Source organism: Serratia sp. HMSC15F11 (genome assembly GCF_001808215.1).
Taxonomy (GTDB): Bacteria; Pseudomonadota; Gammaproteobacteria; order Enterobacterales; family Enterobacteriaceae; genus Serratia; species Serratia nevei.
The window spans coordinates 284,149-310,164 of sequence record NZ_KV792497.1; the positions used below are offsets into that span (position 1 = coordinate 284,149).

Annotated in this window: 24 protein-coding genes; 13 read left to right on the forward strand and 11 right to left on the reverse strand. The window is 58.8% G+C overall.

Annotated features, from left to right (window positions below; genetic code table 11):
* Window positions 1-35: 35 nt before the first annotated feature.
* The 10 genes from HMPREF3138_RS21120 to flhD all read right to left on the reverse strand — a co-directional run bounded on the left by HMPREF3138_RS21120 (window position 36) and on the right by flhD (window position 11,151).
* Window positions 36-1,085 carry a protein-glutamate methylesterase/protein-glutamine glutaminase gene (locus HMPREF3138_RS21120; protein ID WP_070559318.1) on the reverse strand — a complete coding sequence of 350 codons (1,050 nt, stop codon included), beginning with the start codon at window positions 1,083-1,085 and terminating at the stop codon, window positions 36-38.
* Complete coding sequence (gene cheR, locus HMPREF3138_RS21125; protein WP_038876818.1) at window positions 1,085-1,957, reverse strand: protein-glutamate O-methyltransferase CheR; 873 nt, start codon at window positions 1,955-1,957, stop codon at window positions 1,085-1,087. Before cheR ends, HMPREF3138_RS21120 begins: the two co-directional genes overlap by 1 nt.
* Before the next feature lie 37 nt (window positions 1,958-1,994).
* The gene (locus tag HMPREF3138_RS21130) at window positions 1,995-3,611 is read right to left on the reverse strand and encodes a methyl-accepting chemotaxis protein (RefSeq protein ID WP_038882060.1); all 1,617 of its coding nucleotides are present in this window, start codon (window positions 3,609-3,611) and stop codon (window positions 1,995-1,997) included.
* A gap of 76 nt (window positions 3,612-3,687) precedes the next feature.
* A complete protein-coding gene (locus HMPREF3138_RS21135; RefSeq protein ID WP_038876813.1) occupies window positions 3,688-5,358 on the reverse strand; it encodes a methyl-accepting chemotaxis protein in 1,671 nt (556 codons plus the stop codon).
* 195 nt (window positions 5,359-5,553) lie between these two features.
* Window positions 5,554-6,054, reverse strand: coding sequence for a chemotaxis protein CheW (gene cheW / locus HMPREF3138_RS21140; protein ID WP_025303271.1), 501 nt, complete (start codon window positions 6,052-6,054; stop codon window positions 5,554-5,556).
* Between the two features lie 32 nt (window positions 6,055-6,086).
* Window positions 6,087-8,108, reverse strand: coding sequence for a chemotaxis protein CheA (gene cheA, locus HMPREF3138_RS21145; protein ID WP_038876811.1), 2,022 nt, complete (start codon window positions 8,106-8,108; stop codon window positions 6,087-6,089).
* Complete coding sequence (gene motB / locus HMPREF3138_RS21150; protein ID WP_038876809.1) at window positions 8,105-9,184, reverse strand: flagellar motor protein MotB; 1,080 nt, start codon at window positions 9,182-9,184, stop codon at window positions 8,105-8,107. The genes cheA and motB overlap by 4 nt, the downstream gene beginning before the upstream one ends.
* Window positions 9,181-10,071, reverse strand: coding sequence for a flagellar motor stator protein MotA (gene motA / locus HMPREF3138_RS21155; protein WP_038876807.1), 891 nt, complete (start codon window positions 10,069-10,071; stop codon window positions 9,181-9,183). The genes motB and motA overlap by 4 nt, the downstream gene beginning before the upstream one ends.
* Window positions 10,072-10,216: 145 nt before the next feature.
* Window positions 10,217-10,801, reverse strand: a complete 585-nt coding sequence (gene flhC, locus HMPREF3138_RS21160; RefSeq protein WP_019452971.1) for a flagellar transcriptional regulator FlhC — start codon at window positions 10,799-10,801, stop codon at window positions 10,217-10,219.
* Complete coding sequence (gene flhD, locus HMPREF3138_RS21165) at window positions 10,801-11,151, reverse strand: flagellar transcriptional regulator FlhD (RefSeq protein ID WP_033643537.1); 351 nt, start codon at window positions 11,149-11,151, stop codon at window positions 10,801-10,803. Before flhD ends, flhC begins: the two co-directional genes overlap by 1 nt.
* A gap of 1,348 nt (window positions 11,152-12,499) precedes the next feature.
* On the opposite strand from flhD, the gene ydgT reads away from it, so the two are divergent.
* From ydgT to HMPREF3138_RS21180, 3 genes are all read left to right on the forward strand, one after another.
* A complete protein-coding gene (ydgT, locus tag HMPREF3138_RS21170; RefSeq protein WP_038876804.1) occupies window positions 12,500-12,715 on the forward strand; it encodes a transcription modulator YdgT in 216 nt (71 codons plus the stop codon).
* A gap of 197 nt (window positions 12,716-12,912) precedes the next feature.
* Window positions 12,913-13,332, forward strand: coding sequence for a universal stress protein UspC (uspC, locus tag HMPREF3138_RS21175; protein ID WP_038876801.1), 420 nt, complete (start codon window positions 12,913-12,915; stop codon window positions 13,330-13,332).
* A gap of 85 nt (window positions 13,333-13,417) precedes the next feature.
* Window positions 13,418-14,449 carry an NADP-dependent oxidoreductase gene (locus HMPREF3138_RS21180; RefSeq protein ID WP_038876800.1) on the forward strand — a complete coding sequence of 344 codons (1,032 nt, stop codon included), beginning with the start codon at window positions 13,418-13,420 and terminating at the stop codon, window positions 14,447-14,449.
* A 34-nt stretch (window positions 14,450-14,483) separates the two neighbouring features.
* Here HMPREF3138_RS21180 and pcp read toward each other — a convergent pair whose 3' ends face one another.
* Window positions 14,484-15,131 carry a pyroglutamyl-peptidase I gene (pcp, locus tag HMPREF3138_RS21185; RefSeq protein ID WP_038876799.1) on the reverse strand — a complete coding sequence of 216 codons (648 nt, stop codon included), beginning with the start codon at window positions 15,129-15,131 and terminating at the stop codon, window positions 14,484-14,486.
* A 97-nt stretch (window positions 15,132-15,228) separates the two neighbouring features.
* On the opposite strand from pcp, the gene HMPREF3138_RS21190 reads away from it, so the two are divergent.
* From HMPREF3138_RS21190 to tssJ, 10 genes are all read left to right on the forward strand, one after another.
* Window positions 15,229-16,161 carry a LysR family transcriptional regulator gene (locus tag HMPREF3138_RS21190; protein ID WP_038876798.1) on the forward strand — a complete coding sequence of 311 codons (933 nt, stop codon included), beginning with the start codon at window positions 15,229-15,231 and terminating at the stop codon, window positions 16,159-16,161.
* 512 nt (window positions 16,162-16,673) lie between these two features.
* A complete protein-coding gene (locus HMPREF3138_RS21195; RefSeq protein WP_038876797.1) occupies window positions 16,674-19,019 on the forward strand; it encodes a type VI secretion system Vgr family protein in 2,346 nt (781 codons plus the stop codon).
* Window positions 19,020-19,031: 12 nt separating this feature from the next.
* Entirely contained in the window at window positions 19,032-19,421 is a 390-nt protein-coding gene (locus HMPREF3138_RS21200; RefSeq protein ID WP_038876796.1) for a DUF3592 domain-containing protein, read from the forward strand.
* A 102-nt stretch (window positions 19,422-19,523) separates the two neighbouring features.
* Entirely contained in the window at window positions 19,524-20,024 is a 501-nt protein-coding gene (locus HMPREF3138_RS21205; RefSeq protein ID WP_038876795.1) for a hypothetical protein, read from the forward strand.
* A 175-nt stretch (window positions 20,025-20,199) separates the two neighbouring features.
* The gene (locus HMPREF3138_RS21210) at window positions 20,200-22,746 is read left to right on the forward strand and encodes a DUF2169 family type VI secretion system accessory protein (RefSeq protein ID WP_038876793.1); all 2,547 of its coding nucleotides are present in this window, start codon (window positions 20,200-20,202) and stop codon (window positions 22,744-22,746) included.
* Entirely contained in the window at window positions 22,743-23,810 is a 1,068-nt protein-coding gene (locus tag HMPREF3138_RS21215; protein ID WP_038876791.1) for a pentapeptide repeat-containing protein, read from the forward strand. Before HMPREF3138_RS21210 ends, HMPREF3138_RS21215 begins: the two co-directional genes overlap by 4 nt.
* Before the next feature lie 30 nt (window positions 23,811-23,840).
* Window positions 23,841-24,476 (forward strand): DUF3540 domain-containing protein, encoded by a 636-nt coding sequence (locus HMPREF3138_RS21220; RefSeq protein ID WP_038876788.1) that lies wholly within the window; start codon window positions 23,841-23,843, stop codon window positions 24,474-24,476.
* Between the two features lie 16 nt (window positions 24,477-24,492).
* Window positions 24,493-24,885, forward strand: a complete 393-nt coding sequence (locus tag HMPREF3138_RS21225; RefSeq protein WP_004934933.1) for a DUF4150 domain-containing protein — start codon at window positions 24,493-24,495, stop codon at window positions 24,883-24,885.
* A gap of 47 nt (window positions 24,886-24,932) precedes the next feature.
* On the forward strand, window positions 24,933-25,433 hold the full coding sequence (gene tagV / locus HMPREF3138_RS21230; RefSeq protein ID WP_038876786.1) for a type VI secretion system accessory protein TagV: 501 nt from the start codon (window positions 24,933-24,935) through the stop codon (window positions 25,431-25,433).
* A gap of 29 nt (window positions 25,434-25,462) precedes the next feature.
* Window positions 25,463-25,990, forward strand: coding sequence for a type VI secretion system lipoprotein TssJ (tssJ, locus tag HMPREF3138_RS21235; protein WP_047730446.1), 528 nt, complete (start codon window positions 25,463-25,465; stop codon window positions 25,988-25,990).
* Window positions 25,991-26,016: the final 26 nt, after the last annotated feature.

The following is a 26,016-nucleotide window of genomic DNA, read 5'->3' on the forward strand; positions in this document are numbered from 1 at the left end:
TCATATCGCCGCCGGGTGGCCCCTGCGGACTAAAATCAAATGCGCAATGCCTGGCCGCCGGCGATCTGCGCCAGCATGCGCTGGCTCATCCTGTCCAGCTCGACCACTTCGCTGACGCCGCCGCTGGCGATCGCCTCGCGCGGCATGCCGAACACCACACAGCTCGCCTCGTTCTGCGCCAGGGTATAGGCCCCGGCGCGGTGCATCTCCAGCATCCCCGCCGCCCCGTCGTTGCCCATGCCGATGAGGATCACCCCCACCGCATTGCGGCCGGCGTATTGCGCCACCGAGCGGAACAGCACGTCGACCGACGGACGATGGCGGTTGACCGCCGGGCCGTCATGCAGCTTCACCTGATAGTTGGCGCCGCTGCGCGTCAATTCCAGGTGGCGATCCCCCGGAGCGATGTAGGCGTGGCCCGGCAGTACGCGCTCGCCGTCCTCCGCTTCTTTCACCGTGATCTGGCACAGCTTGTTCAGCCGCTCGGCGAACGAACGGGTGAAACCCGGTGGCATATGCTGGGTGATCAGCAGCGCCGGGCTGGTCGCCGGCAGCGGCTGCAGCACCTGGCGGATCGCTTCGGTGCCGCCGGTGGAAGCGCCGATGGCGATCAGTTTTTCACTGCTCAGCAGCGGCGCATGGCTTAGGATCGCCGGCGCCGGGCTGCTGGAACGCTGCGGCAGGCGCGCTCTGGCGGCGGTGCGGATCTTCTCGGCAATCAGCTCGCTGTAGGCCAACATGCCCTCGCGAATGCCGAGCTGCGGTTTGGTCACGAAGTCCACCGCGCCCAGCTCCAGCGCGCGCAGCGTGATCTCCGAGCCTTTGCCGGTCAGCGAAGAGACCATCACCACCGGCATCGGCCGCAGGCGCATCAGCTTCTCGAGGAAATCCAGCCCGTCCATGCGCGGCATCTCGACGTCCAGCGTCAGCACCTGAGGGTTAAATTTTTTGATCAGATCGCGCGCCACCAGCGGATCCGGCGCGGTCGCCACCATCTCCATATCGGCATGGCCGTTCACGATTTCCGTCATCAGCTGACGCATCAATGCCGAATCGTCTACGCATAACACTCTGATTTTACTCATTACCTCTCCTTGGTCAGCCCATACACGGTCTGCCCACGCAAGTAGAAATCCCGGCTGATCTGGCTGAAATTCTCGGAGTGGCCGGCAAACATCAGCCCCCCCGGCTTAAGCAAGGGAACGAAGCGGCGCAGGATGCGCTCCTGCGTCGCCTTATCGAAATAGATCATGACGTTGCGGCAAAAAATGGCGTCGAATTGCCCCGGCAGCGCCCACTCCGGCGCCAGCAGGTTCAGCGGCTGAAAGTTCACCCGCGCCGCCAGCTCCGGCCGCACGCGCACCAGCCCCTGATGCGGCCCGGTGCCACGCAGAAAATAGCGCTGCATTTGGGTCGGCGTCAGAGTGCGCAGATCCTCCTGGCGGTAAACACCCGTTTCCGCTTTTTCCAGCACCTGCGTATCGATGTCGCTGGCCCAAACCTGGCAGCTGCCGGCACGTTGCCCCAGGGCATCGCTCAGCGTGATGGCGATCGAATACGGCTCTTCGCCGGTCGAGGCCGCGGTGCTCCAGACGCTGTAGCCGTTCGGCCGCGAGCGCGCATGCTCCGCCAGGATCGGGAAGTGATGCGCCTCACGGAAGAATGCCGTCAGGTTGGTGGTCAGCGCGTTGATAAACGCCTGCCATTCCGCGCTGTTCGGATCGCTTTCCAGCAGCGCCAGGTAATCGCCGAAATCGTGCAATCCCAATAGCCGCAAACGGCGCACCAGGCGGTTGTAAACCATCTCGCGCTTATGCTCCGCCAGCACAATGCCGGCGCGTTGATAAATCAACTGGCTGATGCGGCGAAAATGCACGTCCGACAGCGGCAGGCGCTGCACCATTTGCGTCAACATCGACGCAGTATCCCGGTTAGAAGTTGACGGCGCCTGTTTCATGCCACCTCACCGGGGAAACACGTGCTGCTTATGCGGTTTAACAATCTTGGGCTTCCTTTACCACGGGGGAAACTGCGTTGTTGCTGTTACCTGGCGCGACGAAGTTATCGTCCGCCAGACGGAATACCGCGACCGCGTCGGCCAGGGTAATGGCCTGCTCTTCTAGCGCGGTGGCGGCAGAAGCGGACTCTTCCACCAGCGCGGCGTTCTGCTGGGTGACCTGGTCCATCTGGGTCACCGCCTGCGTCACCTGCTCGATACCGCGGCTCTGTTCATCCGAAGCCGACGCTATCTCGCCCATGATGTCGGTCACGCGGGTCACCGAACGCACGATGTCCTGCATAGTGGCGCCGGAGTTTTCCACCAGCACCGAGCCGTGCTTGACGCGGCTGACCGATTCGTCGATCAGCACCTTGATCTCTTTCGCCGCCTGCGCGCTGCGGCTCGCCAGGTTGCGCACTTCGCCGGCGACCACGGCGAAACCGCGCCCCTGTTCACCGGCGCGCGCCGCTTCCACTGCCGCATTGAGTGCCAGAATGTTGGTCTGGAAAGCGATGCCGTCAATCACGCTGGTGATGGCGCCGATTTTCTGCGAACTGTTGGCGATATCGTGCATGGTGTTCACCACGTCGCCGGCCAGTTCGCCGCCTTTGGCCGCAGTGGCCGAGGCGTCACGCGCCAGTTGGGAGGCCTGCCGCGCATTGTCGGCATTCTGTTTCACCGTGGCGGTCAGCTGTTCCATGCTGGCGGCGGTCTCTTCCAGCGAAGCGGCCTGCTGCTCGGTGCGGGAAGAGAGATCGTTATTGCCTTCGGCGATCTCCTGCAGGCCGATCAGAATCGACTCCGCCCCGTCGCGCACGGCGCCGACGGTACCGATCAGCGACTGCTGCGTGCGTTGCAGGCTGGCGAACAGCATGCTGATTTCATTGCGGCCATACACCTGAATCGGCGTCGCCAAATCGCCGGCGGCGATGCGTTCAAAGTGGCTGCGGATTTGGTTCAGCGGCTGCACCAACATGGTGCGCAGCCACCACATGGCGCTGCCGGTCACCACGATCAGCATCAAGACCGCCCCCGCCAACATCAGGCCCGCCAGCGTGAAGGAGAACTGGTTGCCGTCTCTGGCCTCGTTGATGTCGCCGTTGACCAACTGCAGGTACTGCACGAAATCGGCCTCGAACAGGTCCTGGGTTTTCTGCGTTGGCTGGTCCATAAACGCCTGCAGATCCCCTTTCTCGAGGAAGCCGATCAGTTCGCGCAACGCGCCGCGCAGCCGCTCGTAGCTGGCCTTGGTGGTTGCCGTCTGCTGGCTCTGCTGCTCACTGCTGCGTTCAACCGCCATGAACTGATTGAAATAGAGATCGGCCTTCTGCAGCGAGCTGCGGGCGCTGCTCATCAATTCATTTACCTGCTCCTGCGGCAGCTTCAGCGCCGCGCGGGTGCCGGCGCGGTTCAGCGTATTGCGCGCCTGCAACAGCGACACCCAGCTCAGGCTGAGCGAATCGCGCTGCTGGCTGCCGAGAGTGATGATGTCGAGGTTGTGGTTATCGGAGCGAAACGCGGAATACGACAGGCCGCTGCTGACCAACTGCAGAACGCAGAAGGTCATCAACAACAGGAACAAGCTGGTAGAGATACGGATTCGGTTAAACACTGTGAACCTCCTTGCAGCCGGCCGGCGACCGGCCTACGTAGGGAAAAGGGCCTCTGCGAGAGAGGCCCGATACCGGTCAGAACGTTTCCCAGTTATCCTGCAGATCGCTGGCGTTCATTTTCTTATGATTGATTACCGGTGTTACCGTCGCCTTGCTGGTGACAGGCGCTTTAAACTCTTCCTGGCCTTCCGACCTCAGCCGGAATACCGCCACCGACTGGGTCAGCATGCTGGCCTGTTCTTCCAGCGCCGCCGCCGCCGAGGCGGATTCTTCCACCAACGAGGCGTTCTGCTGGGTCACGCGGTCCATTTCCGCTACCGCCTGGCCAACCTGATCGATACCGCGGCTCTGTTCGTCAGAAGCAGACGCGATTTCGCCCATGATGTCGGTCACGCGGGTGACGGCGTTGACGATGTCGCCCATGGTTTCACCGGCGCTTTCCACCAGCACGGAACCCATATCGACGCGGCTGACCGAGTCTTCGATCAGGCCTTTGATCTCTTTCGCCGCCTGCGCGCTGCGCTGCGCCAGGTTGCGCACTTCACCGGCCACCACCGCGAAGCCGCGGCCCTGCTCGCCGGCGCGTGCCGCTTCCACTGCGGCGTTCAGCGCCAGGATGTTGGTCTGGAAGGCGATGCCGTCGATCACGCCGGTGATATCGGCGATTTTCTGCGAGCTGCCGGCGATGTCGTGCATGGTCTGCACCACGTTGGCCACGACCTTGCCGCCTTTCTGCGCGGTTTCGGAAGCGCTCAACGCCAGCTGTGAAGCCTGACGGGCGTTTTCGGCGTTCTGTTTCACCGTCGCGGTCAGCTGTTCCATGCTGGCGGCGGTCTCTTCCAGCGAAGCGGCCTGCTGCTCGGTGCGGGAGGAGAGATCGTTGTTGCCCGCGGCAATTTCCGACGCGCCGCTGTAGATGGCGTCCGCGCCCTGACGCACGCCGCTGACGGTTTCGATCAGCTCGCTTTGCATGTGTTTCAGGCTGGCCGCCAGCACGCCCATTTCGTTGCGGCTGGTCACGACGATCTGCTGAGTCAGGTCGCCGGCGGCGATCTGTTTGATGTGGTCAATCATGCGGTTCAGCGGGCGCACCAGGATATGATGGATGCCGGTCCAGGCCAGTACGATCACCGCCAGCACCACCACCAGAACCACGATCAGCGTCCAAATGGCCGAGTTGTAGGAGCTGTTGCTGCCGTCGACCGCGATTTGATACAGCTTGCCGTTTTGCTCCAGATAAACGTTGTAGCTCTGCTCAAAGTTGTCCTGGTAGCTCTGCGTAGGCTGATCGAAGAAGGCGTTAATCTTGCCTTCGCCCAGCAGTTGGATCAGTTCGGAGAGCGCGCCGTACAGAATGTCGTACTGTTGCTTAACGCGCTCTGCCGACTGGGGATCCTGACGCGGATCCTGAGGGATTTTTTCGTAAGCGGCATAGTGTCTTTCCGCCTCGGCCAGCTCTTCTTTCGCTTTGCCCAGCAGTTCATCAATGGTGGCGCCGCTGCCGATCTTATTGGTATCCATCATGTAGCGAATACCGGCACGGTTTAGGGAGTTGCGCGCCTGCAGCAGGTCAACGCGGCTTTCACTCAGCTGCAGCTGCTGCTGGCGGATAGTTTGCAGGACGGTAAAGTTTTCCTTATCGCTTTTCAGCGAGGAGAAAAAGAGTCCGCCCGAAATCAACTGCAAGGCGCCAAACAGCACCAACACCAGCAACAGGCTGGTGACCACCTTCATACGATTTAACATGATTTCCCTTGTTGAAGCCCGCGCAGACAGGCTCTGATGACGTTGAATGTGAGAGTTATCGGCGCCGTGCGGCAAAACTTTATGCGGGAAAGTAACTATTTTTAGTGGGGGTTCCGGGCTCGGTCGGCGGCGTCGCGACAGGTCAGGAAGAGTGATGGATGAAGGGGGCAGCGCCCTGCCCCCTGGGGTCATGAATCAGACGCTTTTTGCCACGCTGTCGACCAGCGACATCTCTTCGCTGCTCAGCAGCTTTTCGATATCCACCAGGATCAGCATGCGCTCGCCCAGCGAACCGAGACCGGTGAGATATTCGGTCGCCAGCGTTACCGCGAACTCCGGCGCCGGGCGGATCTGCTCGGCGGTCAGCGACAGCACGTCGGAAACGCCGTCGACCACGATGCCCACCACGCGCTGGCCAAAGTTCAGCACGATCACCACGGTGTTTTCATCGTAAGACACGCTTTGCTGCGAGAATTTCACCCGCAGATCGATGATCGGGACGATCACGCCGCGCAGGTTAGTGACGCCCTTGATGAACGCCGGCGTGTTGGCGATACGGGTCACCTGATCGTAGCCGCGAATTTCCTGCACCTTGAGGATATCGATGCCGTACTCCTCGTTGCCCAGGGTAAAAATCAGAAACTCTTGCCCTACCGTTTCGCCAGCCAATTTGCTGACGGCTGCCAATCCTGCCATATCATTCACCTTTTAAATCAATAAACTCATTATTATGCGGCGGCGTCCGTCAGACGCTTTTCACGGTTCAAGGTTTGCAACGCCGAGACATCGACGATCAATGCTACGCTGCCGTCGCCCAAAATGGTCGCGGCGGAGATGCCCGGCACTTTGCGGTAGTTGCTTTCCAGATTCTTCACCACCACCTGATGTTGGCCAATCAGTTGATCCACCAGCAACGCATAGCGGCGACCGGCGCTTTGCAGGATAACGACGATGCCCTGCGTGGCATCGGTTTTGGCGCCTTCCACTTCAAATACCCGATACAGCTCCACCAGCGGCAGATATTCGCCGCGCACCTGCAGCACGCGTTCGCCCCCGGCCAGCGGATGCAGATCTTCCGCCTGCGGCTGCAGCGATTCCATCACCGCGTTCAGCGGCAGGATAAAGACTTCGTCGTTCACCTTAACCGACATGCCGTCGAGGATCGCCAGCGTCAGCGGCAGCAGGATGCGGATGGTGGTGCCTTTACCGGCCTGCGAACGGATCTCAACGTGGCCGCCCATTTCCTGAATATTCCGTTTCACCACGTCCATGCCGACGCCGCGGCCGGAAACGTCGGTCACCTGCTCGGCGGTGGAGAAGCCCGGTGCAAAGATCAGCATGCCGACCTCTTCATCGCTCATGCTGTCGCTCACCGCCAGCCCTTGCGACGCGGCCTTGGCGAGAATTTTTTCGCGGTTCAGGCCCGCGCCGTCGTCGATAACCTCAATACAGATGTTGCCGCCCTGGTGTTCGGCCGACAGCACCAGATTGCCGACCGCCGACTTGCCGGCGGCGATGCGGGTGGCCGGCTCTTCGATACCGTGATCGAGGCTGTTGCGCACCAGGTGCGTCAACGGATCGATAATGCGTTCGATCAGGCTCTTGTCCAGTTCGGTGGAACTGCCCTGCAGCGTCAGCTCCACCTGCTTGTTCAGCTTGCCGGCCAGATCGCGCACCAGGCGCGGATAGCGGCTGAAGACATATTCCATCGGCATCATGCGGATCGACATCACCGACTCCTGCAGATCGCGCGCGTTACGCTCCAGCTGACTCATGCTGTTCAGCAGGTCGCCGTGGTTCACCGGATCGAGCGTGCCGGAGCGCTGCGCCAGCATCGACTGGGTGATCACCAGCTCGCCCACCAGGTTGATCAGCTGATCCACCTTTTCCACCGCCACGCGAATGCTGGTGGACTCGCTCGCCTTGGCGCGCGCTTTCGGCGCTTCCGCCGGAGCGGCGGCCGGTTTGGCGGCAGGCGGCGCGGCGTTCGCGACCGGCGCAGGCGCAGGTTCCGGCGCGGCGACCGCTGCCGGTAAGCTCGCTTCTGCAACGGCCGGTTCGCTCTGCGTCGGCGTCGAGAAGCTGATTTGTTCCGGCTCCAGCACGAAGCACAGCACGGCGCTGATGTCGTCTTCGCTGGCGGAGGTGAGCAACGTCACGTCCAGACTGTGTTCCGTCTGATGAGGGTCTTTAACCTCGCCGAGGTTGCCCAGCTCTTCCAACATCAAGGGGATTTCACTGGCTTTCAGCCCGTTCAGGCTGATGCGCATGCCGCCTTCGATCGCCGCCGGCGCAGCCGCCGGCTTCACGACAGGCTGCTGAACGGCCGGTTGAGCCGCAGGCGCCGCCTGCTGCTGTTGCGCCTCCAACGCCAGCTGGCGCAGCGCCTGGCAAATGTATTCAAAGCTTTCGGCATCAGGCTGTTGCGAGGTTTTATAGGCGTCCAGTTGCTCCTGCATAATGTCTTTGGTTTCCAGAAACAGGTTGATAATCTCGGTGCTCAGGCTCATTTCCTGGCGTCTTGCACCGTCCAGCAGGTTCTCCAGCAGGTGGGTCGTTTCCTGCAGCACCGAAAAGCCAAAGGTCGCCGCACCACCCTTGATCGAGTGCGCCGCGCGGAAGATGGCGTTTAACGGCTCGATATCGGGGGCCAGCGGATCCAGCTCCAGCAGGTGTTGCTCCATGTCGGCCAGCAACTCGTCCGCTTCATCAAAGAAGGTCTGATAAAAATCGCTAATGTCCATGCTCACGGGGTCACCTCTGGCTGTGAGTCGCGGTTAGTCGGTGCGGGTGCGGCCGCCGGTTGTTCCGGCGCTTGGCCGGCCGGGGCTATCGCCGGGGATGCCTGCGATTGAGCAACAGGGTCCGCCGCCGCCGGCGGCGTCGCTTGATCGATCGGCGTTACCGCCTGGGGTTCCGGCGTTTGGCTGGCCGGCGCAGTCGCCGACGGCGCCAGCTGCTTCAGGCTATCCGGCTGGGCGATATCCATCGCGTTGCTTTCGGCATTTTCGTGTTCGATGCCTTCTTGCGTTTGCTTATTCAGCACCAGCACGGTGATGCGACGGTTAATCGCGTCATCGGCACCGTGCTGTTTCAGGCTCATGGTGGCCGCCATGCCTACCACCCGCAGCACCTTGCCTTCCGCCAGGCCGCCGGCGATCAGCTCGCGCCGGGAGGCGTTGGCGCGATCGGCCGACAGTTCCCAGTTGCTGTAGCCGCGCTCGCCGGTGGCGTAAGGGATATCATCGGTGTGGCCGGACAGGCTGATCTTGTTCGGCAGGTCGTTAAGGATCGGCGCTATCGCCCGCAGAATATCGCGCATGTAGCTCTCGACCTGCGCGCTGCCGGTTTTGAACATCGGCCGGTTCTGACTATCGATAATCTGGATGCGCAGCCCTTCGTCCATCATGTTGATCAACAGATGCGGACGCAGCGCCTTCAGGCGCGGGTCGGACTCAATCAATTCGTCCAGCTTTTCGCGCAGCTTGTTCAGGCGCAGCTCTTCGGCGCGCGAGTCCGGCGAGTCGACCTGCTTTCTCACCAGGCCGTGCTGCTGGGTAGGATCGTCGCCGCCGCCCGGGATCGGGCTGCTTTCGGAACTGCTCTTGTCGCCGCTGGTCAGGGCGACCTTGAGCGGCGTGCGGAAATATTCGGCGATTTGCGTCAGCTCCTGCGGGCTGGCGATCGCCAGCAGCCACATCACCAGGAAGAACGCCATCATCGCCGTCATAAAGTCGGCATAAGCGATCTTCCAGGAGCCGCCATGATGGGCGGCATGATGCGACTTGCGCTTTCTGACCAGAACGACCGGATGATTCTGTTTCATGCTTCTTCTTCTTCCGTCACCTGCTGCACCGGCGCTTTCACGCGGCGCACGTGTTCTTCCAGCTCAACGAAAGAAGGACGTTCGGTGGTATACAGCGTTTTGCGGCCAAACTCGACGGCGATCTGCGGCGCGTAACCGTTCAGGCTCGACAGCAGCGTGACCTTGATGCACTGCATCATCTTGACGTTTTCGGCGCTCTTCTGGCGCAGCAACGTGGCCAGCGGCGAGATAAAGCCGTAGGCCAGCAAAATGCCGAGGAAAGTACCGACCATGGCGTTAGCGATCAGCGCGCCCAGTTCCGCAGCCGGCCGATCGGCCGAAGCCAGGGCGTGCACCACCCCCATCACCGCCGCGACGATACCGAACGCCGGCAAGGAGTCGCCCACCATCGCCAGGCTGCCGGCGGGCACTTCACTTTCCTGCTCGTAGGTTTCGATCTCTTCGTCCATCAGCGCTTCGATCTCGAACGCATTCATATTGCCGCTCACCATCAGCCGTAAATAGTCGGTAATGAACTCCACCAGGGTGTTATCGGCAAGGATGCGCGGATAATTAGAGAAAATTTCACTTTCTTGCGGATTATCGATGTCGAACTCGAGCGACAGCATGCCTTGCTGACGCGATTTGGCCAGCAGGCGGAACAACAGCGCCATCAGATCCATGTACAGATCTTTGTTGTATTTGGAACGACGCATCAGCCGCGGCAGCGCGCGCAGCGTAGCCTTGATCGCCTTGCCGTTGTTGCCGACGATGAAAGCGCCGACCCCCGCCCCGCCGATAATCAGAAACTCCGCAGGTTGATATAACGCACCGAGATGACCGCCCACGATCAGGTAGCCGCCAAACACCGCACCCAATACCACGAGATAACCCAAAATAACTAGCACACGCATTCCTTAAATTAACAATGTGGATGGAAGGTGGGGCAAACGCGCCCTGGCGCGACAGACCAGGCTGCGTGTCTGGGGGCGGCATGCCGCCCCTGCGTATCACACGTCGGTATTCATTGCCGAGAGCCGGCAATGTGGCGGCTCAAATGGCGCGTTTGACCTGCTCGTCCAGCAGTTGAGGAATAATATCGGCCAGTTGCGGCGAAAGTTTACGTCTTTTTACGGCGCGGGATGGGGGTTGGCATAAACTGCAGATGAAACCGTTCAGCGGCTGGTGCGCGTGGGTGATAAATGCGCCGCCACAGCAGCTGCAGGCGGAAAGCTGCAGCATGCCGCTATCGACGAAACGCACCAGCGTCCAGGCACGGGTCAGCGCCAGCAGCGGCGCATCGCCGGCCTGCTGGGGGCACTGCTCCAGATAGAGGCGATAGGCTTTAATCACCGCTTCCACCCCGCTGCACTGCCCGCTTTTCATCAGAAACAGGTAGGCGTTGTAAAACATCGACGAGTGAATATTCTGTTCCCAGGTCATAAACCAGTCGGTTGAGAACGGCAACATCCCTTTTGGCGGCGGGCTACCGCGCAACTCCTTATAAAGTTTAATCAAGCGCCCGCGGCTGAGCTGGGTTTCGCTCTCCAGCATCTGCAAACGGGCTCCCAGTGAAATCAGCTCCATGGCGAGCTGAATGTCCTTGGCTTCTTGAACAATACTTTTCTCAACCATCATCAGGCTCTTTTCTTCGTCGGGCTAGCGTCTTTACTCGATAGCTCTTGCAGTAAATGGCTTGATAGCAAAATGCCGGTATGGATTTGTTGCAGATCGTCGACGCGCGACTCTTTGGTCAGGCGTTCGATGGTCTGGTGATCGTTAAAGCGGAAGTGGCAAACCAGCTGGTTGGTCTCGGCCAGTTTGACCATTTGCGGTAAAGTCAGCTGCGCCAACGCGTCGGCCATGGTTTCATCGATACCAAGGCGGAACATCGCGGACGCTTTTTCATCGTTGATCAAACGCTGTGCTAAAAGTAAATATGACAAATTGATGTCATAAATATGCTTAAGTAATTCAGACGTACCCATATTCCCCATCCCGACAGACTATGTTTAAAAACATACGCTGGGTGATAAATTTTATCGCCCGTGACCTGGGTTGTTTCCCAAAGTTGGCAAATTAATCTCTCAAAAACGACTGCTATAATTTTCGCCAATCGCTAAATTCGACCACTGTTCAGTATTTGCTACGAGCGTAAACCAACGTGTATGGATGTACAGCATTCTGCTTCGATAGTGTTTAGTCACCATGAAACTATTTTTACAAATTTAATAAGATTATTCCTAAAGCAGCGCAACTCTACCCCCGAACCATTAGCACACACAATGTAAGTGAGAGGCAATTTTAAATACAATGTGACATAGATCACAAAAATAAAAAATATTTAAGCCAAATACCCTCAAATACGCCCATTTATTGACCACTATTTTGCTCACAAAACAGACACAGGTAAAAAAACGTCTTAAAAACAATGTTTATCAGCCAAAAAATTATCTTTTTTAGATCAATTCGAACAAAAGCATCACCAAACCAAAATAACAGAACAAAAATCTGCATGTAGCCGACAAACTCAGCATAAATAACCAGTTAAACCGCTAAAAAATATCCAAGCCGAAAAATAACCTCTGTAAACTATAAGGTTATTAGCTATCAGATTTGACTTAAGCCCCCTGCTTGAGGCTGTTCTAATTTTCAACATCAGGTGATTAAGCCTTATCAATGATTCGCTGGCGTAGTGAACAAGCAAACAGACGTAACGATATGTTTCCGTATCAGCACGGCGAAAGAATGGTCTTTTTACGTTAAATCACCCCTAAAACGGCATATCGGCAGCACACCCTAAAACTTTAATGCTTTTTTATTTCTTTTCTGTCACCGTTATAATTATTCCGCAGGTGAATAGATTATTAACCCGCCCCCGTTTCCATCCTTTCATTGCGATAAAATAAAACGCAGTTTTGTTTTACTCTCCCCAATCTTCAGCGTCAGAGAGGCAAAGCCTCAACGCAGGCGGCAATGACAAACACCGCGTAATGCCGTTGCACCTCTTAGGGCGGGTGAAAAAAACGCCGCGAAAGCGACAGCGCGAACTGGCGCGCAGCAGGAACAGCGGCGCTTCTGCCGTCATCCGCGCAGCCTCGCCCTGAGACTTTCCCTATTTCTTCATTTATCAGCAGGATGAGATTGCTGATGGCGCACTTGCATATTATGATTTATCGAAGCGCCGCCGCAGGCGACGCCTCATTATTACCCAGTGCAATTTATCTACTTGAAATGATTTTTGTCAGGTCGTACATCACTGCCTCGGCGGCGGCGTCGTGAGCCGCTGATGTGTTATTCACCCGGCTTTAACTATTAACAGGCTATATTTTAATCATGACCGATACGCTCGAATATTTGCTGACATTCCGTAAATGCTCCTCTTTGGACAGCCTGGAAAAGGTGTACGACAAACTGAACTACTCCATTGAAAATGATACAGAAATTAGCAACATGTATCGCGCCGCCGACCACCGTCGCGCCGAGCTGGTTGCCGGTAAATTGTTCGATCTGGGCAAAGTGCCGAAAACGCTGTGGGCGCAGGTGCTTTAATTCAGCGAAATTACGTGCGGCAACGGTTTTATCTTTTATTGCTATATAACCGGGCAAACACAGCTTTTATTGCCGCGCGTGATGCGAAACACATTTATTACGCCCATCAGGTTCTACCCTTTATCCGAGCGCAGCATGTTCTCTAAGGCCACCGACGCGGCAGCCTGAAACACGGCGTAGACAACAAGGAGTGGGATATGGGGTATCAAAACGTTCTGGTCACCGTCGCCGTCGCGCCTGACAGCCACCGCCTGGTGGAAAAGGCCGTCTCTATCGTCCGCCCCCACGCCGGCAACATCACCCTGTTAAGCACCCTCGCCAACCCGGAAATGTACAACAATTTCGCAGGGCCGATGCTGGGCGATTTACGCACGCTGATGGAGGAGGAAACCCGGCTGTTTATGGAAGAGCTGCGTCAACGCGCCGGTTACCCAATTGCCGATATGCTGATCGTGCACGGCGAACTGGGTGACAGCCTGGAATACGCCAGCCGCAGCAGGCCGTTCGACCTGCTGCTGTGCGGCAATCATCGCGACGGTATGATGAACAAAGTCTCCTGTTCCGCCGCCCGCTTCATCAATATCAGCCATATTGACGTACTGATCGTCCCGCTCTAAGGCTAAGCACATTCGGTAACGTTGCCTTGCCGCCCCTGAACTAGGCTTAACGAACCTTGTTTGTCGCAATGCAAAGGAGCTTTCTATGTCCCCTTCTCAACAGAACCGCCGCTTCCTGCTGGCCTCGCGCCCCCACGGCGAACCGACGGCGGCGAACTTCCGTCTCGACACTGTCCCCGTGCCGCAGCCCGGCGCGGGACAGCTGTTGTTGCGTACCGTCTATCTGTCGCTGGATCCTTATATGCGCGGGCGCATGAGCGATGCCCCTTCTTATGCACCGCCGGTTGAGATCGGTCAGGTGATGGTGGGCGGCACGGTCTCGCGCGTGGCGGTCTCACAGCATCCCGACTTCAACGTCGGCGATTGGGTGCTGGGCTATGACGGCTGGCAGGATTATGCCCTGTCCGACGGCAGCGGCCTGCGCAACCTCGGCCCACACCTGCCGCGCCCTTCCCGCCTGCTGGGCGTGCTGGGCATGCCGGGGTTTACCGCTTACATGGGATTGCTCGATATCGGCCAACCGCAGGCGGGTGAAACGCTGGTGGTGGCCGCCGCCAGCGGGGCAGTCGGTTCGGTGGTCGGCCAAATCGGGAAGCTGAAAGGCTGCCGCGTTGTCGGCGTTGCCGGCGGAGCGGAAAAGTGCCGCTATGTGGTGGAAGAATTGGGTTTCGACGCCTGCATCGATCACCGCGCGCCCGACTTTGCCGAGCAATTGGCCGCTGCCTGCCCGCAGGGCATCGACATCTATTATGAAAACGTCGGCGGAGCGGTGTTCGACGCCGTGTTGCCGCTGTTGAACGCCAAAGCCCGCATTCCGGTCTGCGGCATCATCGCCCATTACAATGCCACCGGATTACCCGCCGGGCCGGACCGTTTGCCGCTGCTGGAGGGGCTGATCCTGCGTAAACGCATTCGTATGCAAGGCTTTATCATCTTCGACGACTACGGCTCTCGCTTTGATGAGTTCCTGCAACAGATGAGCAGTTGGGTCGAGCAGGGGAAAATCAAGTTCCGCGAGGACATCGTCGACGGGCTGGAACAGGCGCCGCAGGCGTTTATCGGTCTGCTGCAGGGCAAGAACTTCGGCAAGCTGGTGATCCGCGTCGCCGACGAGTAACCGGTAACAGGGCGTGGTACACCACGCCCTGCTTTTAATGCACGGCACCGTCGCCGAATCGCGCATCCTCCTCTACCGTCAGCGTCACCTGCACGATAGTGCGTACCGCTTCCACCATCGTCGCCAGCGCCATACTCGGCTTACCCGGATGCGCCGCCGCCAGCGTGTGGCTGTACGGAATATGCACGAATCCCCCCCTGACCCTCGCGTGCTGCGTCTCCAGATAGTGCCGCAGACCGTAAAAGATATGGTTGCAGTTATAAGTGCCTGCCGTATAGGACACCCCCGCCGGGATCCCCTGCCGGCGCAGCTGCTGCACCGCGGCCTTGACGGGCAGCGTACTGAAATAGCCCGCCGGCCCACCGGCGACTACCGGTACGTCGATCGGCTGCTTACCGGCATTGTCGGGAATGCGGGCATCGATCAGATTGATGGCCACCCGTTCCAGCGATATCTCGGCGCGGCCCCCGGCCAGCCCCAGACAAATCACCGCCAGCGGCTGCAATGCCTCGATCGCAGCGATCAACTGCAGGTTGGCCTGGCCCAATACGCAGGGCAGCTCGAGCACCGCGATCTCCGCGCCGGCGATCTGCTCACCGGCCAATGCCTGCGCAACCTGCCAGGAAGGGTTCACCGCGTCACCATCGAACGGCTCAATGCCGGTAACCAAGACTTTGTTCATCATTTCTCCTGACTGAAGGCCAAATTCGTGTGCTACCAGCCTAGAGAACGCAGTATGATTCTGGAAATGGATTATCTGTATATAGAGTATTCATAAAATGAATTTAGCCAACGTCGATCTCAACCTGCTGGTGGTGTTCGAGGCGTTGTATCAGACGCGCAACGTGACCGCCGCAGGCCGGCGTCTCAACCGCGCCCAGCCCTCCGTCAGCAATGCCTTGGCGCGGCTGCGCACGCTGCTGAACGATCCGCTGTTTGTTCGCAGCGGCGGCGGCATGGCGCCCACGCCGCGTGCCCATCAGCTTATGCCGCAGATACGGCAGGTACTTGAACAGATCCACCTGGCGTTGGCACCCCCTGCCCGTTTCGATCCGGCCACCGCCGGGCAACGGCGCTTTACGCTGGCGGCCGGCGACTATGCCGATATCTTGCTGCTGCCCGCCATCATCAGTCGGTTGCGTCAGACAGCGCCCGGCATCGATATTCGCGTTTCGCGTCTGGACCGTCACAATATTTACCGGCAGCTGGATCGTGGCGAGGTGGACATCGCGCTGGGAGGGCATCTTTCAGGTACGGAAAGCCACTATGTGCGCACGTTGTTTGAAGAGCACCTGGTGTGCATCGCCAGCCGTTCGCACCCACAGCTGGCGGATGGCCGCTGGGATCTGGCGCGCTATCTCAGCCTGCCGCATGGGCTGTACGCACCGGCCGACGACGGCTCTGCCAGAGGATTGGTCGACCGTCGCCTGGCGGAAATCGGCGGCCGGCGGCGCGTCGCCGTAACCTTTTCGCATATTGTCGCTCTGCCGGCCGTGGTCGCCGACAGCGATCTGATCGCCACCCTGGCCGCCAGCGTGGCTCGGCGCTTTTCCGATCCGCAACGCGTACGTTTTCTCCCGCTGCCCGACGAGTTGGCCATCGCCCCTTTTCCCATTGAACTGATCGCCGGCCGGCAGGCGCAACGCGACCCGGCCTTAATCTGGCTCTGCGAACTGATCGGCCAAATTCCCCTCGATTTCTGCCCGGCTTAACGCCGGCACTCGCTGCATTTTCAACCGTTCAAACCCGCACCTCAGGCCCCGTCGCTGGGCCTTTTTTCGCCCACCAAATAGGAATCATCCGAATTCACATTCAACAAATTTATATATTTGATCATCTTTAACTGGCAAATGGTAAGGATAAAAAACAGTCAGTGACTTTTTTTACGAAAAAAAAGAGTTGTTTTATAAACACGTTGGTTTAAGTGTTACACATTTACTTTTTGGTATTACCAATTTCCCAATAATTTGATATAAAAAACGATCTGCCAGCATCTATATGTTTTAGATAATAAAAAACAAGATCGTGAGCAAGTTAACGAATTGAGCATTGATCCAAAAGGCTATTTTGCAAATGCAGAGCTCTATTGTAGACTGCACAAATCGTGCCTTTGTGTAAACTTTGTTAAATATTTCGTCAGTTCCTGTCTCAATTCGTGACAGATACGCCATCGGGATCGCGCGCCAATTCTCGTGCGGTAGCTATGCCTAAACCGGGGAATAGTATGGATCGCCTTATCATTGCGCACACGCCTTTGCCCTCCCATCAGCTGTTGTTCCGAAGCCTTTCCGGTGAGGAAAAACTGGCCGGGCTGTTCGAATTCGACGTCGAGCTGCTCAGCCCCGACAATCGGCTCGATCTGAAAGCACTGCTGGGACAAAAAATCACGCTGGAGCTGCGGGGCAATCCGTTGGCGCCGCGTTATCTCAACGGCAATATCACGCGCATGACGCTCTCCGGACGAGAAGCCGGCGGCAACCGTTACTATATCTACCGCGCCGTGCTGCGCCCCACGCTGTGGTATCTGACGCAAAACCGCGACTTTCGCATCTACCAGGAAAAGACCGTTCCCGACATCCTGACTCAGGTGCTGGGGCAGTATCAGGTGAAAATCGATAATCGCCTGAGCTACGACTACCGCATCTGGGGATACTGCGTGCAGTACCAGGAGAGCGATTTCGACTTCATCAGCCGCCTGATGGAACACGAAGGCATCTATTACTATTTCACGCACCAGCAAGACGGCCATACGTTGGTGCTGGCTGACGCGCCGTCGGCACATCAGGAACTCGCCGGCTACGCCAGCATTCCCTATCAGCTCGCAGAAGGCGGCCTGGTGGAAAATAAAGACAGCATCAACAGCTGGAGCGTCTCGGACGCCATTACGCCCAGCCTGTATAGTCTGGACGACTACGATTTTCGCAAACCGCGCGCGCGGTTGCTGGAGGCCCGGCAGAATCCCGCCTCGTTCGCGCAGGACAAAGCCGAGGTGTTCGACTGGCCCGGGCGTTATACCGATCACGCCCACGGCCAGTTTTACGTCAAGGTTCGCCAGCAGGAGTTCGAAGCGCAGCATGAACAGATGAGCGGCGAAGGCAGTTCGCAGGGCATTGCCCCCGGCTACCGTTTCCAACTGACTCAGGCGCCGCGCACGGAAGACAACCAGGCCTACCTGGTCGTCAGCGCGCATTACTTCATGCAGGAAAACAGCTACGCCAGCAATGATAACGACGCCGGCGAGCAACGTACCGAATTTCAGGTCGTCCCGGCGGGCATCAACTGGCGCCCCGCGCGCACCACGCCCTGGCCGAAAACCCATGGCCCGCAAACCGCCGAAGTGGTTGGCCCGGAAGGCGAAAGCATCTGGACCGATAAATATGGCCGGGTGAAACTCAAGTTCCGTTGGGATCGCCACGGCAACGGCAATGAAACCAGCTCGTGCTGGGTGCGCGTCTCCAGCGCCTGGGCCGGCTGGAAATACGGCGGGATCCAGATCCCGCGCGTGGGTGAGGAAGTGGTGGTCGACTTTATCAACGGCGATCCGGATCGCCCGATCATCACCGGCCGCGTTTACAACGAAGACAGCATGCCACCGTGGGATCTGCCCGGCGACGCCACCAAAATGGGCTTTATGAGCCGCAGCAAAGGCGGCGGCACCGACAACGCCAGCTTCCTGTTCCTGGAAGACGCGCCCGGCAACGAATCTTTCGACATGCACGCCGAACGCAACATGAACATGACGGTGGAAAACGACAAGAACGTCAATATTGACGGCAGTCGCACCACCACCATCGGCCGCCTGCAGGACGACACCGTCACCGGCGATGCCACATTCCTGTACAAAGCAAAACGCACCACCACCGTCAATGGGCTCGAAACCGCCAACCTGAACGCTCACCAGACGGTGAACATCAAAGGCGGCCGCGACCTGACGATTATCGACGGCGGTGATAAGATCGACATCACCGGCAATCAGTCCTTCAAGCTTGACGGCGCGCAGACGCAAGACATCACGCAGACGCAACATGTGACGGTGAAAGGCAATCAGACCCTCGACATTACCGAGGGGCAACAGACCAGCACCATCAACAAGGGGCAGACGGTCAACATCACCGCCGGCGGCCAGCACACCACCATCACCGCCGGCGGGCAAACCACTACGGTCACCGCAGGCGGCCAAACGCTGACGGTGGAGGCTGGCGGCCAGACCACCGACATCACGGGGAATGTCAAAGAAACCTACAAAAACGATCAGCAAACGACGATTAGCGGTTCGCTCACCATCACGGCAAAAACCATCAACATTACCAGCGAGGACGGCGTGTCTATTTCGGCGCCCACCTGGAAAGACAACTGCCATGGCTATAAGTGGACCGCGATAGGCGCCAACCTTGCCTTAACGGGGCTGAGCGTCAAGCATACGATGTTCGATGTTTCCCATAACCCGCTTTCGATCAGCAAAACCAATTTCAAGCTAAGCAACGATCCCATGACGTTCACGCAGCTTGGGGCCTTAATAACCAACGGTTCTTTGCGATTGAGCAGCAAGGCGCTGGCGATCTTTTTATAAGTAGGGATGCCCATGTCAAAAGCCAAAAATATCTTCACCGTCATCGGTTTGATTTTATTGGCCCCTATCCTCAGCCTGGTGGGTTTTTTCAAATTCATCACGGTCGATATCTGGGGCTATTTCAAACATATCGGTTCTTCTCTCAGCGTGATGGAAAACGGCGTTTCCGCCTCCGGGCAAATCGTCAGCATTCGCCAGACCAATCTCTGGGACGGCAACCGACCGGTCTGTGAAGTCGAGATCAAGTACATCGCCCAAGACGGAAAGAACCATACGGCGGTGGCGAAAGGCCCGATCAGCGTCGTGGATCTGCCGCGATATCAGCCGGGTCATTTCACCGCGATAAAGTACGACCCGAAGAACCCCAAGAAAGCGGTGATCGAAGAGCTTTCCCGGCTTTGAGCGAAAATATACCTTTCAATCGACGCGTTCCGGTTTCTACGTGCTGAAAGCGACTTATCGTCCATCAGTTCGCTAAATCACCTTGCATAAGGAAGTGTCACGATGGGTGCGTTTATTGCCTTTTCGACGCAGGACAGCCTTTGGGGACAAATCCTGTTTACCTTCTTTGGCATCCTGGTTGGCTGCGTCTTGCTCGCCGCGATCGGCAAAATCTTTTTGTCGGCAAGCCGGGCAGAGGCGTTACCTGTGCGGCTGCTGATCTTTGTCGCGCTGATGCTGGCGCTCCTGAAATACAACCAACAAGTGATGTCTGCGGTGAATGCGCCCGCAGAACTGATCGGGTTCCTGGTCTTGCCCGGTTTTTTGATGAGTTACCTGGGTGCGGCGGCCCCCGGCAGACTGGCACTGGCGATAGAGCTGGGCTGTTTTGCAGCGCTAGCCGCGCTGTTGATTCTGGGCACCGCCGACATCGGCTTTTTTGCGCCCTATCACCTGGAAAGCGCCGGCCAATTTATCGCCAAGACGATCGCCGCGGCGTTGTCCGTGGCCACCGTGCTGCTGGTTCGCGGAATAAACGGGAAAGACAGCGCGCTGTCCTCTTGATCATCCATTTCGAAGCGGGGCTCGCTCCCCACATTAACGTTCGGCGCTGAACGCCGCATCGTTTTCTTCATCTGTTGTGACATAGCCTGATATCTATTAAACCGAAAAACGGATTGTTTTTGAGCAAGCAGCCTGGCTGCCGGCTGATATCCACAGGAAGCTTTACACACACACAATGAAAGTCGTAAAACCTCTGCGCCTCAGCGCGCTTCATCGCCCCTTCTCTTGGCAAGGGCAAAATCATCTGGGCGTTTCCGTTTTGGCCTTGGCCGATATGGGGGCTTCCCCGCGCCTGCGCCCCGAACCGGAGCTGTGGCAGCTGGCTGCCGAAGAGCTCACGTTGAGCGGCGGCGTGCTCGACCTGGCTATCCCGAAAGCCTGTGCGGAGTTTCTCGCCACCGGCAACGCCTACACCCACCATCAGCAAGACAAAACCGCCTGCGCCGTGAAGATCCAGCTGGATTCGCTGGAGAAAACGCTGGTGGTTTTCGGCGATCGCCATTGGATCAACGCTCGTCCTTCCACTCCCCTTCCTTTTGCAGAAATGCGTCTGGACTGGCGCCGGGCTTACGGCGGCACCCAGTTCGCCGATAATCCACACGGCATCGGCGCCACTCCGGAAACATTTCCGCAAGGCCGTATCCATCGCCTACCCAATATCGAACCGCTGCAGGAGCGCCTTACGTCGCCTCGGCATAGCGCGCAACCGGCAAGTTTTGACGCGTTGGATATCACCTGGCCGCGTCGCTTCTCCCGCATCGGTAAAAACTACGACGCCGACTGGTTGAAAAACGACTTTCCCGGCTTCGCCAACGACATCGACTGGCGCCTGTTCAACATGGCAGACAGCGATCAGCAGTTTCCCCAGCGCGACACTCTGCCGCCCCAGGCCGCCTACCGGATATGGAACATGCATCCGTCGGAGCCGATGCAGCAAGGGCATTTACCGCCGTGGCGCGCACGCTGCTTCATCAACCGGCTGCGCGGCGGCGAAGCGCATTTCGGGGAAATCACGATGCGCCACACCACCGTGTGGTTCTTTCCCCATCGCGAACAAATGCTGTTGATCTACCAGGGCAGCCTTCCCATCAATGAAGACGATGCCGCAGACGTCATGCAGCTCATGCCGGCGCTGGAAATTGAGGGTAAAAGCCGCAGCGTCGCTCATTATCGGCAGGTGCTCGATCAGCGGCTTGATAAAGAGCATGGCGCTCTGCACGCTTTTCGTGAAAAAGATTTGCTGCCGGAGTGCTGTATCGGCCCCTGGCTGGATACGGAAACGCCGACGCTGCAAAGCCCGATGGTGGAAAACATCGCCGCCTACGAACATCAGCAACGCGAACAACACCGCCAACGTTTGCAGCGCGAAGGCCGAGACATCGACGACATGTTTCCCGCACCGCCAGCGGAACCGATGCCCTCTTTGGAGAAGTTGGCCGAGTTTGTCGACGGCATGGAACAGCGCGCTGAAGCGCATTACCGTGAAATCCTTGATGGCGCGCAGGCAAACGGTATTGATATTGATGGCCCAGGCCCCGCCGACCTTTCCGGCGCGGAAAGCTACCAACAGCAGCGCGACCAGCTGTTTCAACAGGCGCGTCAACGCCCCGATGCGTTTAGCGACAAGCAGCTGGGGGAAAGCGAGCGCGCGCTGCACCAGATGTATTTAATGTCGGCACAGGCGCAAAACCCGGCGTTGCGTTTAAGCGGCGATCTGGCGCACATCATTCGCCAACGCGTCACCGCTGCGATGCAGCGCGATAAAGATCTCAGCGGCCTGGACCTCACCGGCGCCGATCTGTCCGGCATGGACCTCAGCCATGCCACCTTGCGCGGCACGTTGCTGGAAAACGCCAATCTGCGCCAAACCCGGTTGGTGGGCTGTGACCTTCGCGAGGCGATGTTGGCGCGCGCCGATCTCAGCGGCGCCGTCTTGCAGCAGGCGGATCTGAGCCACGCCTCTTTGGCCCTGGCGAAATGCGAAGCGACGGATTTCGGCGGCGCGCAGCTGCACGAAACCAACATTCAACAAACCTTGTTTCAACGCTGCGATTTCACGATGGCGTCATTACGCGATTTGCTGGGATACGAAACCTTGCTCGGGCAGTGTGACTTCAACCGCGCCACGCTGGCCAACATTACGTTGATGGAACTGCAGCTGGAGCAGCTGATATTCAGCCACGCCCGGCTCGACAAAGTCAGCTTCATCAAATGCCGGCTGCTGGCGGTGAACTTCGATCGGGCGCGGCTGGAGAGCTGCGCCTGGGTTGATACCGAGACGCAAAGCCTCAGCTTCCGCGCCGCACGCCTCACCGCCTGCGCCTTCGCAGCGAAGACGCTGTTGCCGCAGGCGGATTTCAGCGACGCGACGCTGAACCAGTGCAATTTGCGCCAAATGCCGTTGCAGCGGGCTAATTTCAGCCGTGCGCGCCTCGATAACTGTGACCTGTCGGAAACCCAGCTGAACGAGGCCGATTTCCGTCAGGCCAACGGCAGCGGCAGCCTGTTCATTCGCAGCGATTTGTCCCAGGCCAACCTGCGCGACGCCAATTTCATCGCGGCGATCCTGCAAAAATGCGTGCTGTCAGGCGCCGACCTGCAGGGCACCAATCTGTTCCGAGCCGATTTGTCGCAGTCGCAGGTGGATCGGGCGACCCGGCTCGACGGTGCCTATACCGCCAGGGTGAAAACATTGCCTCGCCATAACGGGAAGGAAGTATGACCTCAAAACCTGAGCAGATACGCCAGCGCGTGAAACGCGGCGAGCTGATTGCCGGTGAGGATTTGCACGGCCTGTCATTCGCCGGTATGGATTTGGCCGGCGGCATGTTCAACGAGTTGAACCTGAGCGGCGTGAACTTCTCCGATTGCGATCTGCGCGACAGCGTCTTCAGCGATTGCCGGCTCGACCACGCGCAATTTGCACGAGCGAACCTGAAGCAAACGGCCTTCAATCAGTGCGCCATGTCGGGCGGCCGCTTCTGCGAGAGCCATATCGAACTGACGATGTTCAACAACTGCCGGCTTGAACAGAGCGACTTCAGCCGGCTGTCGCTCAATCAAAGCCACTGGATGTCATGCCAATTGGCCGGCGCGAACTTTTCCGCCACTCAGCACGATCGCACCACCTTTTACGAAAGCCCGCTCGACGGCGCCGCGTTGAATCATGCGCGGCTATCCCTTGTCACGTTCTTTCGATTAAACCTCTGTGAAACAGGGTTTGAAGGGGTAGATTTCGACCGCGTCACGTTTTTCGAATGTGACCATCGCGGCAAAAGTTACGCCGGGCAGCGCCTCGTCGCCTGCCAGTTTACCGATAACCAACTGAACGACGTCGATTTCAGCCAGGCGACGCTGCGTCAAAGCAACTTCAAGGGCGCTTCGCTGCGGCGCGCCAACCTGACGGGCGTGCAAGCGCAGCAGTCGCTGTGGCTGGAGGCCAATCTGACCCACGCGCAGTGCCGCAGCGGGCAGTTCGATCAGGCGATCTTCAGCGAAGCGACGCTGGATGCCGCCAACTTCAGCCAGGCGCGCCTGTATCAATGCGTGTTCCAACGCAGCCGCGCGGCACGCTGTGATTTCAGCGACAGCGACCTGACCTACGCCGATTTCTGTTATGCCGATCTCAGCACCGCCGATTTCCGGCGCGCGCGCTTTATGCGCACCCGCATGCATCGTGCCCACCAGCAGCAAACGCGCTGGGGCGATCGCAGCGGGATTCTCGAGCGCGACGAAGAGCTGTACGCCGCCGAAACCTGGAGCGCACAGCGCCAGAGCCGAATCTGAATGCATTGACCACTTCACGAGGGGATCACCATGAGCGTTGCCAACACAACTCGCGCCGTCAACATCACACCGCCCCAGCAGGCCGCCGGCCAAGTCGTCAACCTGTTGCCGGACGGCAGCCTGGTGGTGGAGTGCGAAGGCCGCGGCTGGCACTGCCGCCGGGCGGCGAGCTGCCTGCTGACGCCGGCCCTCGGCGATAACGTGCTGGTCGCCGGCTGCGGCCACCAGCTGTGGGCGATCGCCGTTCTCGAACGTGCGGAACCGCAAAGCGCGGCGCGGCTCTGCGTCACAGGCGATCTGCAAATTGAAACGCCGAGCGGTTCGCTGTCGCTGCACAGCGCGCAGGCGCTAAAGCTGAGCGGCGACGCCATGACGCTGCAGGCCAACAGCGGCGACTGCCACGTCGACAAGATGAAATACAGCGGCGAGGAGCTGTCGGCCTTCGTCAGCATCAGTCGCCTGGTCGGCAAGCGCTGCGAGTCGCTGTGGCATTCGGTCAGCCAGATCAGCCATTCGCTGTTCCGCAAAGTGCGCCAAACCGAGCACGTGCGCGCCGGGCAGCTGGATTATCAGGCGGAAGATTACGCCCGCATTCATGCCCGTAACACGCTCATTACCTCAAAAGACATCACCAAGCTGGATTCGGAACAAATCCACGTCGGATAACCTGCGGAGGCCTTTTATGTTTGCCAACAGCCAAATGATCGGCGTGGACCTGGCGTTTCCCGACGTCTGTCTGACGCCAAGCCCGGCGCCGGTGCCCGTGCCCTACCCGGATATCGCCCTGGCGCCGACCGCCATCCCGAACGCGTTCAACATTCTGTTCGTCGGCACCCCGGCGCACAACATGGCAACGGTGACGCCGCTGACCAACGGCGACAACCCCGGCGTGGCCACCGGCGTCGCCTCCGGGACGGTGATGGGGCCGTCCCGCCACCTGACCGGCGCCTTTACCGTATTGCTCAAAGGCACCCCGGCCACCCGGCTGACCAGCCTCAGCCTGCAGAATTCCACCAACGCGCTCGGCATGCGCATTGTGCCGAGCCAATTAAAAGTGTTGCTGCTTGCGCCCTGATGACGGCGCCTTATTACACAGCCATTCAATCAAGAAAAGAGGACATTGTGAAAACACGGATTACCCTGACGCTGTTGACCGCCCTGACGCTTGCCGGTTGTTCCACCCCGCCACCACCGCCGCCGGCGCTCAATAACGACGCTATCGTCAGCAGTGAAGTCAACGGCGTCACGCTGCAGCACCGCGCCGCGGTGAGCGCGCCGAAGCAGTTCAAGCCGATCGGTGAGGAGTACCGCAGCCTGTACGCCGCCAGCATCATGAGCAGCCCGAATTATACCGGCACCGCCGTCGGCAGCCTGGACAACGCCGCCGCGTTCTACGCGCTGGGCGAAGTGGAAAACAGCTGGCTGGCGATCTCCGCTATCCGCGGCGGCGATCTGGTGGGGTATATCCAGGCCAACGCCGGCGTACCGGAAACGCGCTACAAATCGACGCTGCGCAAAGATCTGCCGCGCCGCGCACGCGCCGCCAAACAGGACTGCGTCAAAGTCGGCGGCGACAGCAAGGCGTGTAAAAACGCCGGTTCAGCTACCTGGATCCTCCAGTAGTCAGCACGCCTGCGGGCGACGAGATTCCCATGATGACGACCCCTATCACTTCCCGCTGGTGCGGGATGCTGTTTCTGCTGCTGGGCGCGTTGGCGCTCGGCGGCTGCATGTCTTCCGCCAAAAACGTGCCGTCGCGTTACAGCCTGGTGTTCGATGCCGATCGCCAGGTCAACGCCGCCGGCGCGCAACCGGCGCCGATCAAAATCCGCGTGCTGCTGCTGCGTTCGGATGCGGAATTTATGGATGCCGACTTCTTCAGTCTGCAAAACGACGCCAAAAGCGTGCTCGGCAACAGCCTGCTGGACAGCGATCAGTTCTTCCTGACGCCGGGCCAGACCGGCAAAAAGCTCGGCGGGCAAAGCGCGTTGGATGCGCGCTACATCGGCGTGATCGCCGAGTATCAAAATCTGGACGGCAAGACCTGGCGCATTTCACTGCCGCTGCCGGAACCCACCGAAACCAATTTCTACAAGGTATGGCAATTCTCGCCGGATGAGCTGGAAGCGCATATCGTCGCGGGCGTGAATGGCCTGCGCCCCGTAAAAAAGGTCGACTGACCTACCGCTGCGCTGAAGCGAAGTAA

Coding starts and splice junctions, on each gene's coding strand:
- HMPREF3138_RS21120 (WP_070559318.1), bottom strand. CDS start 1,085: ATGAGTAAAATCAGAGTGTTATGCGTAGACGATTCGGCATTGATGCGT.
- cheR (WP_038876818.1), bottom strand. CDS start 1,957: ATGAAACAGGCGCCGTCAACTTCTAACCGGGATACTGCGTCGATGTTG.
- HMPREF3138_RS21135 (WP_038876813.1), bottom strand. CDS start 5,358: ATGTTAAATCGTATGAAGGTGGTCACCAGCCTGTTGCTGGTGTTGGTG.
- cheW (WP_025303271.1), bottom strand. CDS start 6,054: ATGGCAGGATTGGCAGCCGTCAGCAAATTGGCTGGCGAAACGGTAGGG.
- motB (WP_038876809.1), bottom strand. CDS start 9,184: ATGAAACAGAATCATCCGGTCGTTCTGGTCAGAAAGCGCAAGTCGCAT.
- flhC (WP_019452971.1), bottom strand. CDS start 10,801: ATGATGGTTGAGAAAAGTATTGTTCAAGAAGCCAAGGACATTCAGCTC.
- flhD (WP_033643537.1), bottom strand. CDS start 11,151: ATGGGTACGTCTGAATTACTTAAGCATATTTATGACATCAATTTGTCA.
- ydgT (WP_038876804.1), top strand. CDS start 12,500: ATGACCGATACGCTCGAATATTTGCTGACATTCCGTAAATGCTCCTCT.
- uspC (WP_038876801.1), top strand. CDS start 12,913: ATGGGGTATCAAAACGTTCTGGTCACCGTCGCCGTCGCGCCTGACAGC.
- HMPREF3138_RS21180 (WP_038876800.1), top strand. CDS start 13,418: ATGTCCCCTTCTCAACAGAACCGCCGCTTCCTGCTGGCCTCGCGCCCC.
- pcp (WP_038876799.1), bottom strand. CDS start 15,131: ATGAACAAAGTCTTGGTTACCGGCATTGAGCCGTTCGATGGTGACGCG.
- HMPREF3138_RS21190 (WP_038876798.1), top strand. CDS start 15,229: ATGAATTTAGCCAACGTCGATCTCAACCTGCTGGTGGTGTTCGAGGCG.
- HMPREF3138_RS21195 (WP_038876797.1), top strand. CDS start 16,674: ATGGATCGCCTTATCATTGCGCACACGCCTTTGCCCTCCCATCAGCTG.
- HMPREF3138_RS21200 (WP_038876796.1), top strand. CDS start 19,032: ATGTCAAAAGCCAAAAATATCTTCACCGTCATCGGTTTGATTTTATTG.
- HMPREF3138_RS21205 (WP_038876795.1), top strand. CDS start 19,524: ATGGGTGCGTTTATTGCCTTTTCGACGCAGGACAGCCTTTGGGGACAA.
- HMPREF3138_RS21210 (WP_038876793.1), top strand. CDS start 20,200: ATGAAAGTCGTAAAACCTCTGCGCCTCAGCGCGCTTCATCGCCCCTTC.
- HMPREF3138_RS21215 (WP_038876791.1), top strand. CDS start 22,743: ATGACCTCAAAACCTGAGCAGATACGCCAGCGCGTGAAACGCGGCGAG.
- HMPREF3138_RS21220 (WP_038876788.1), top strand. CDS start 23,841: ATGAGCGTTGCCAACACAACTCGCGCCGTCAACATCACACCGCCCCAG.
- HMPREF3138_RS21225 (WP_004934933.1), top strand. CDS start 24,493: ATGTTTGCCAACAGCCAAATGATCGGCGTGGACCTGGCGTTTCCCGAC.
- tssJ (WP_047730446.1), top strand. CDS start 25,463: ATGATGACGACCCCTATCACTTCCCGCTGGTGCGGGATGCTGTTTCTG.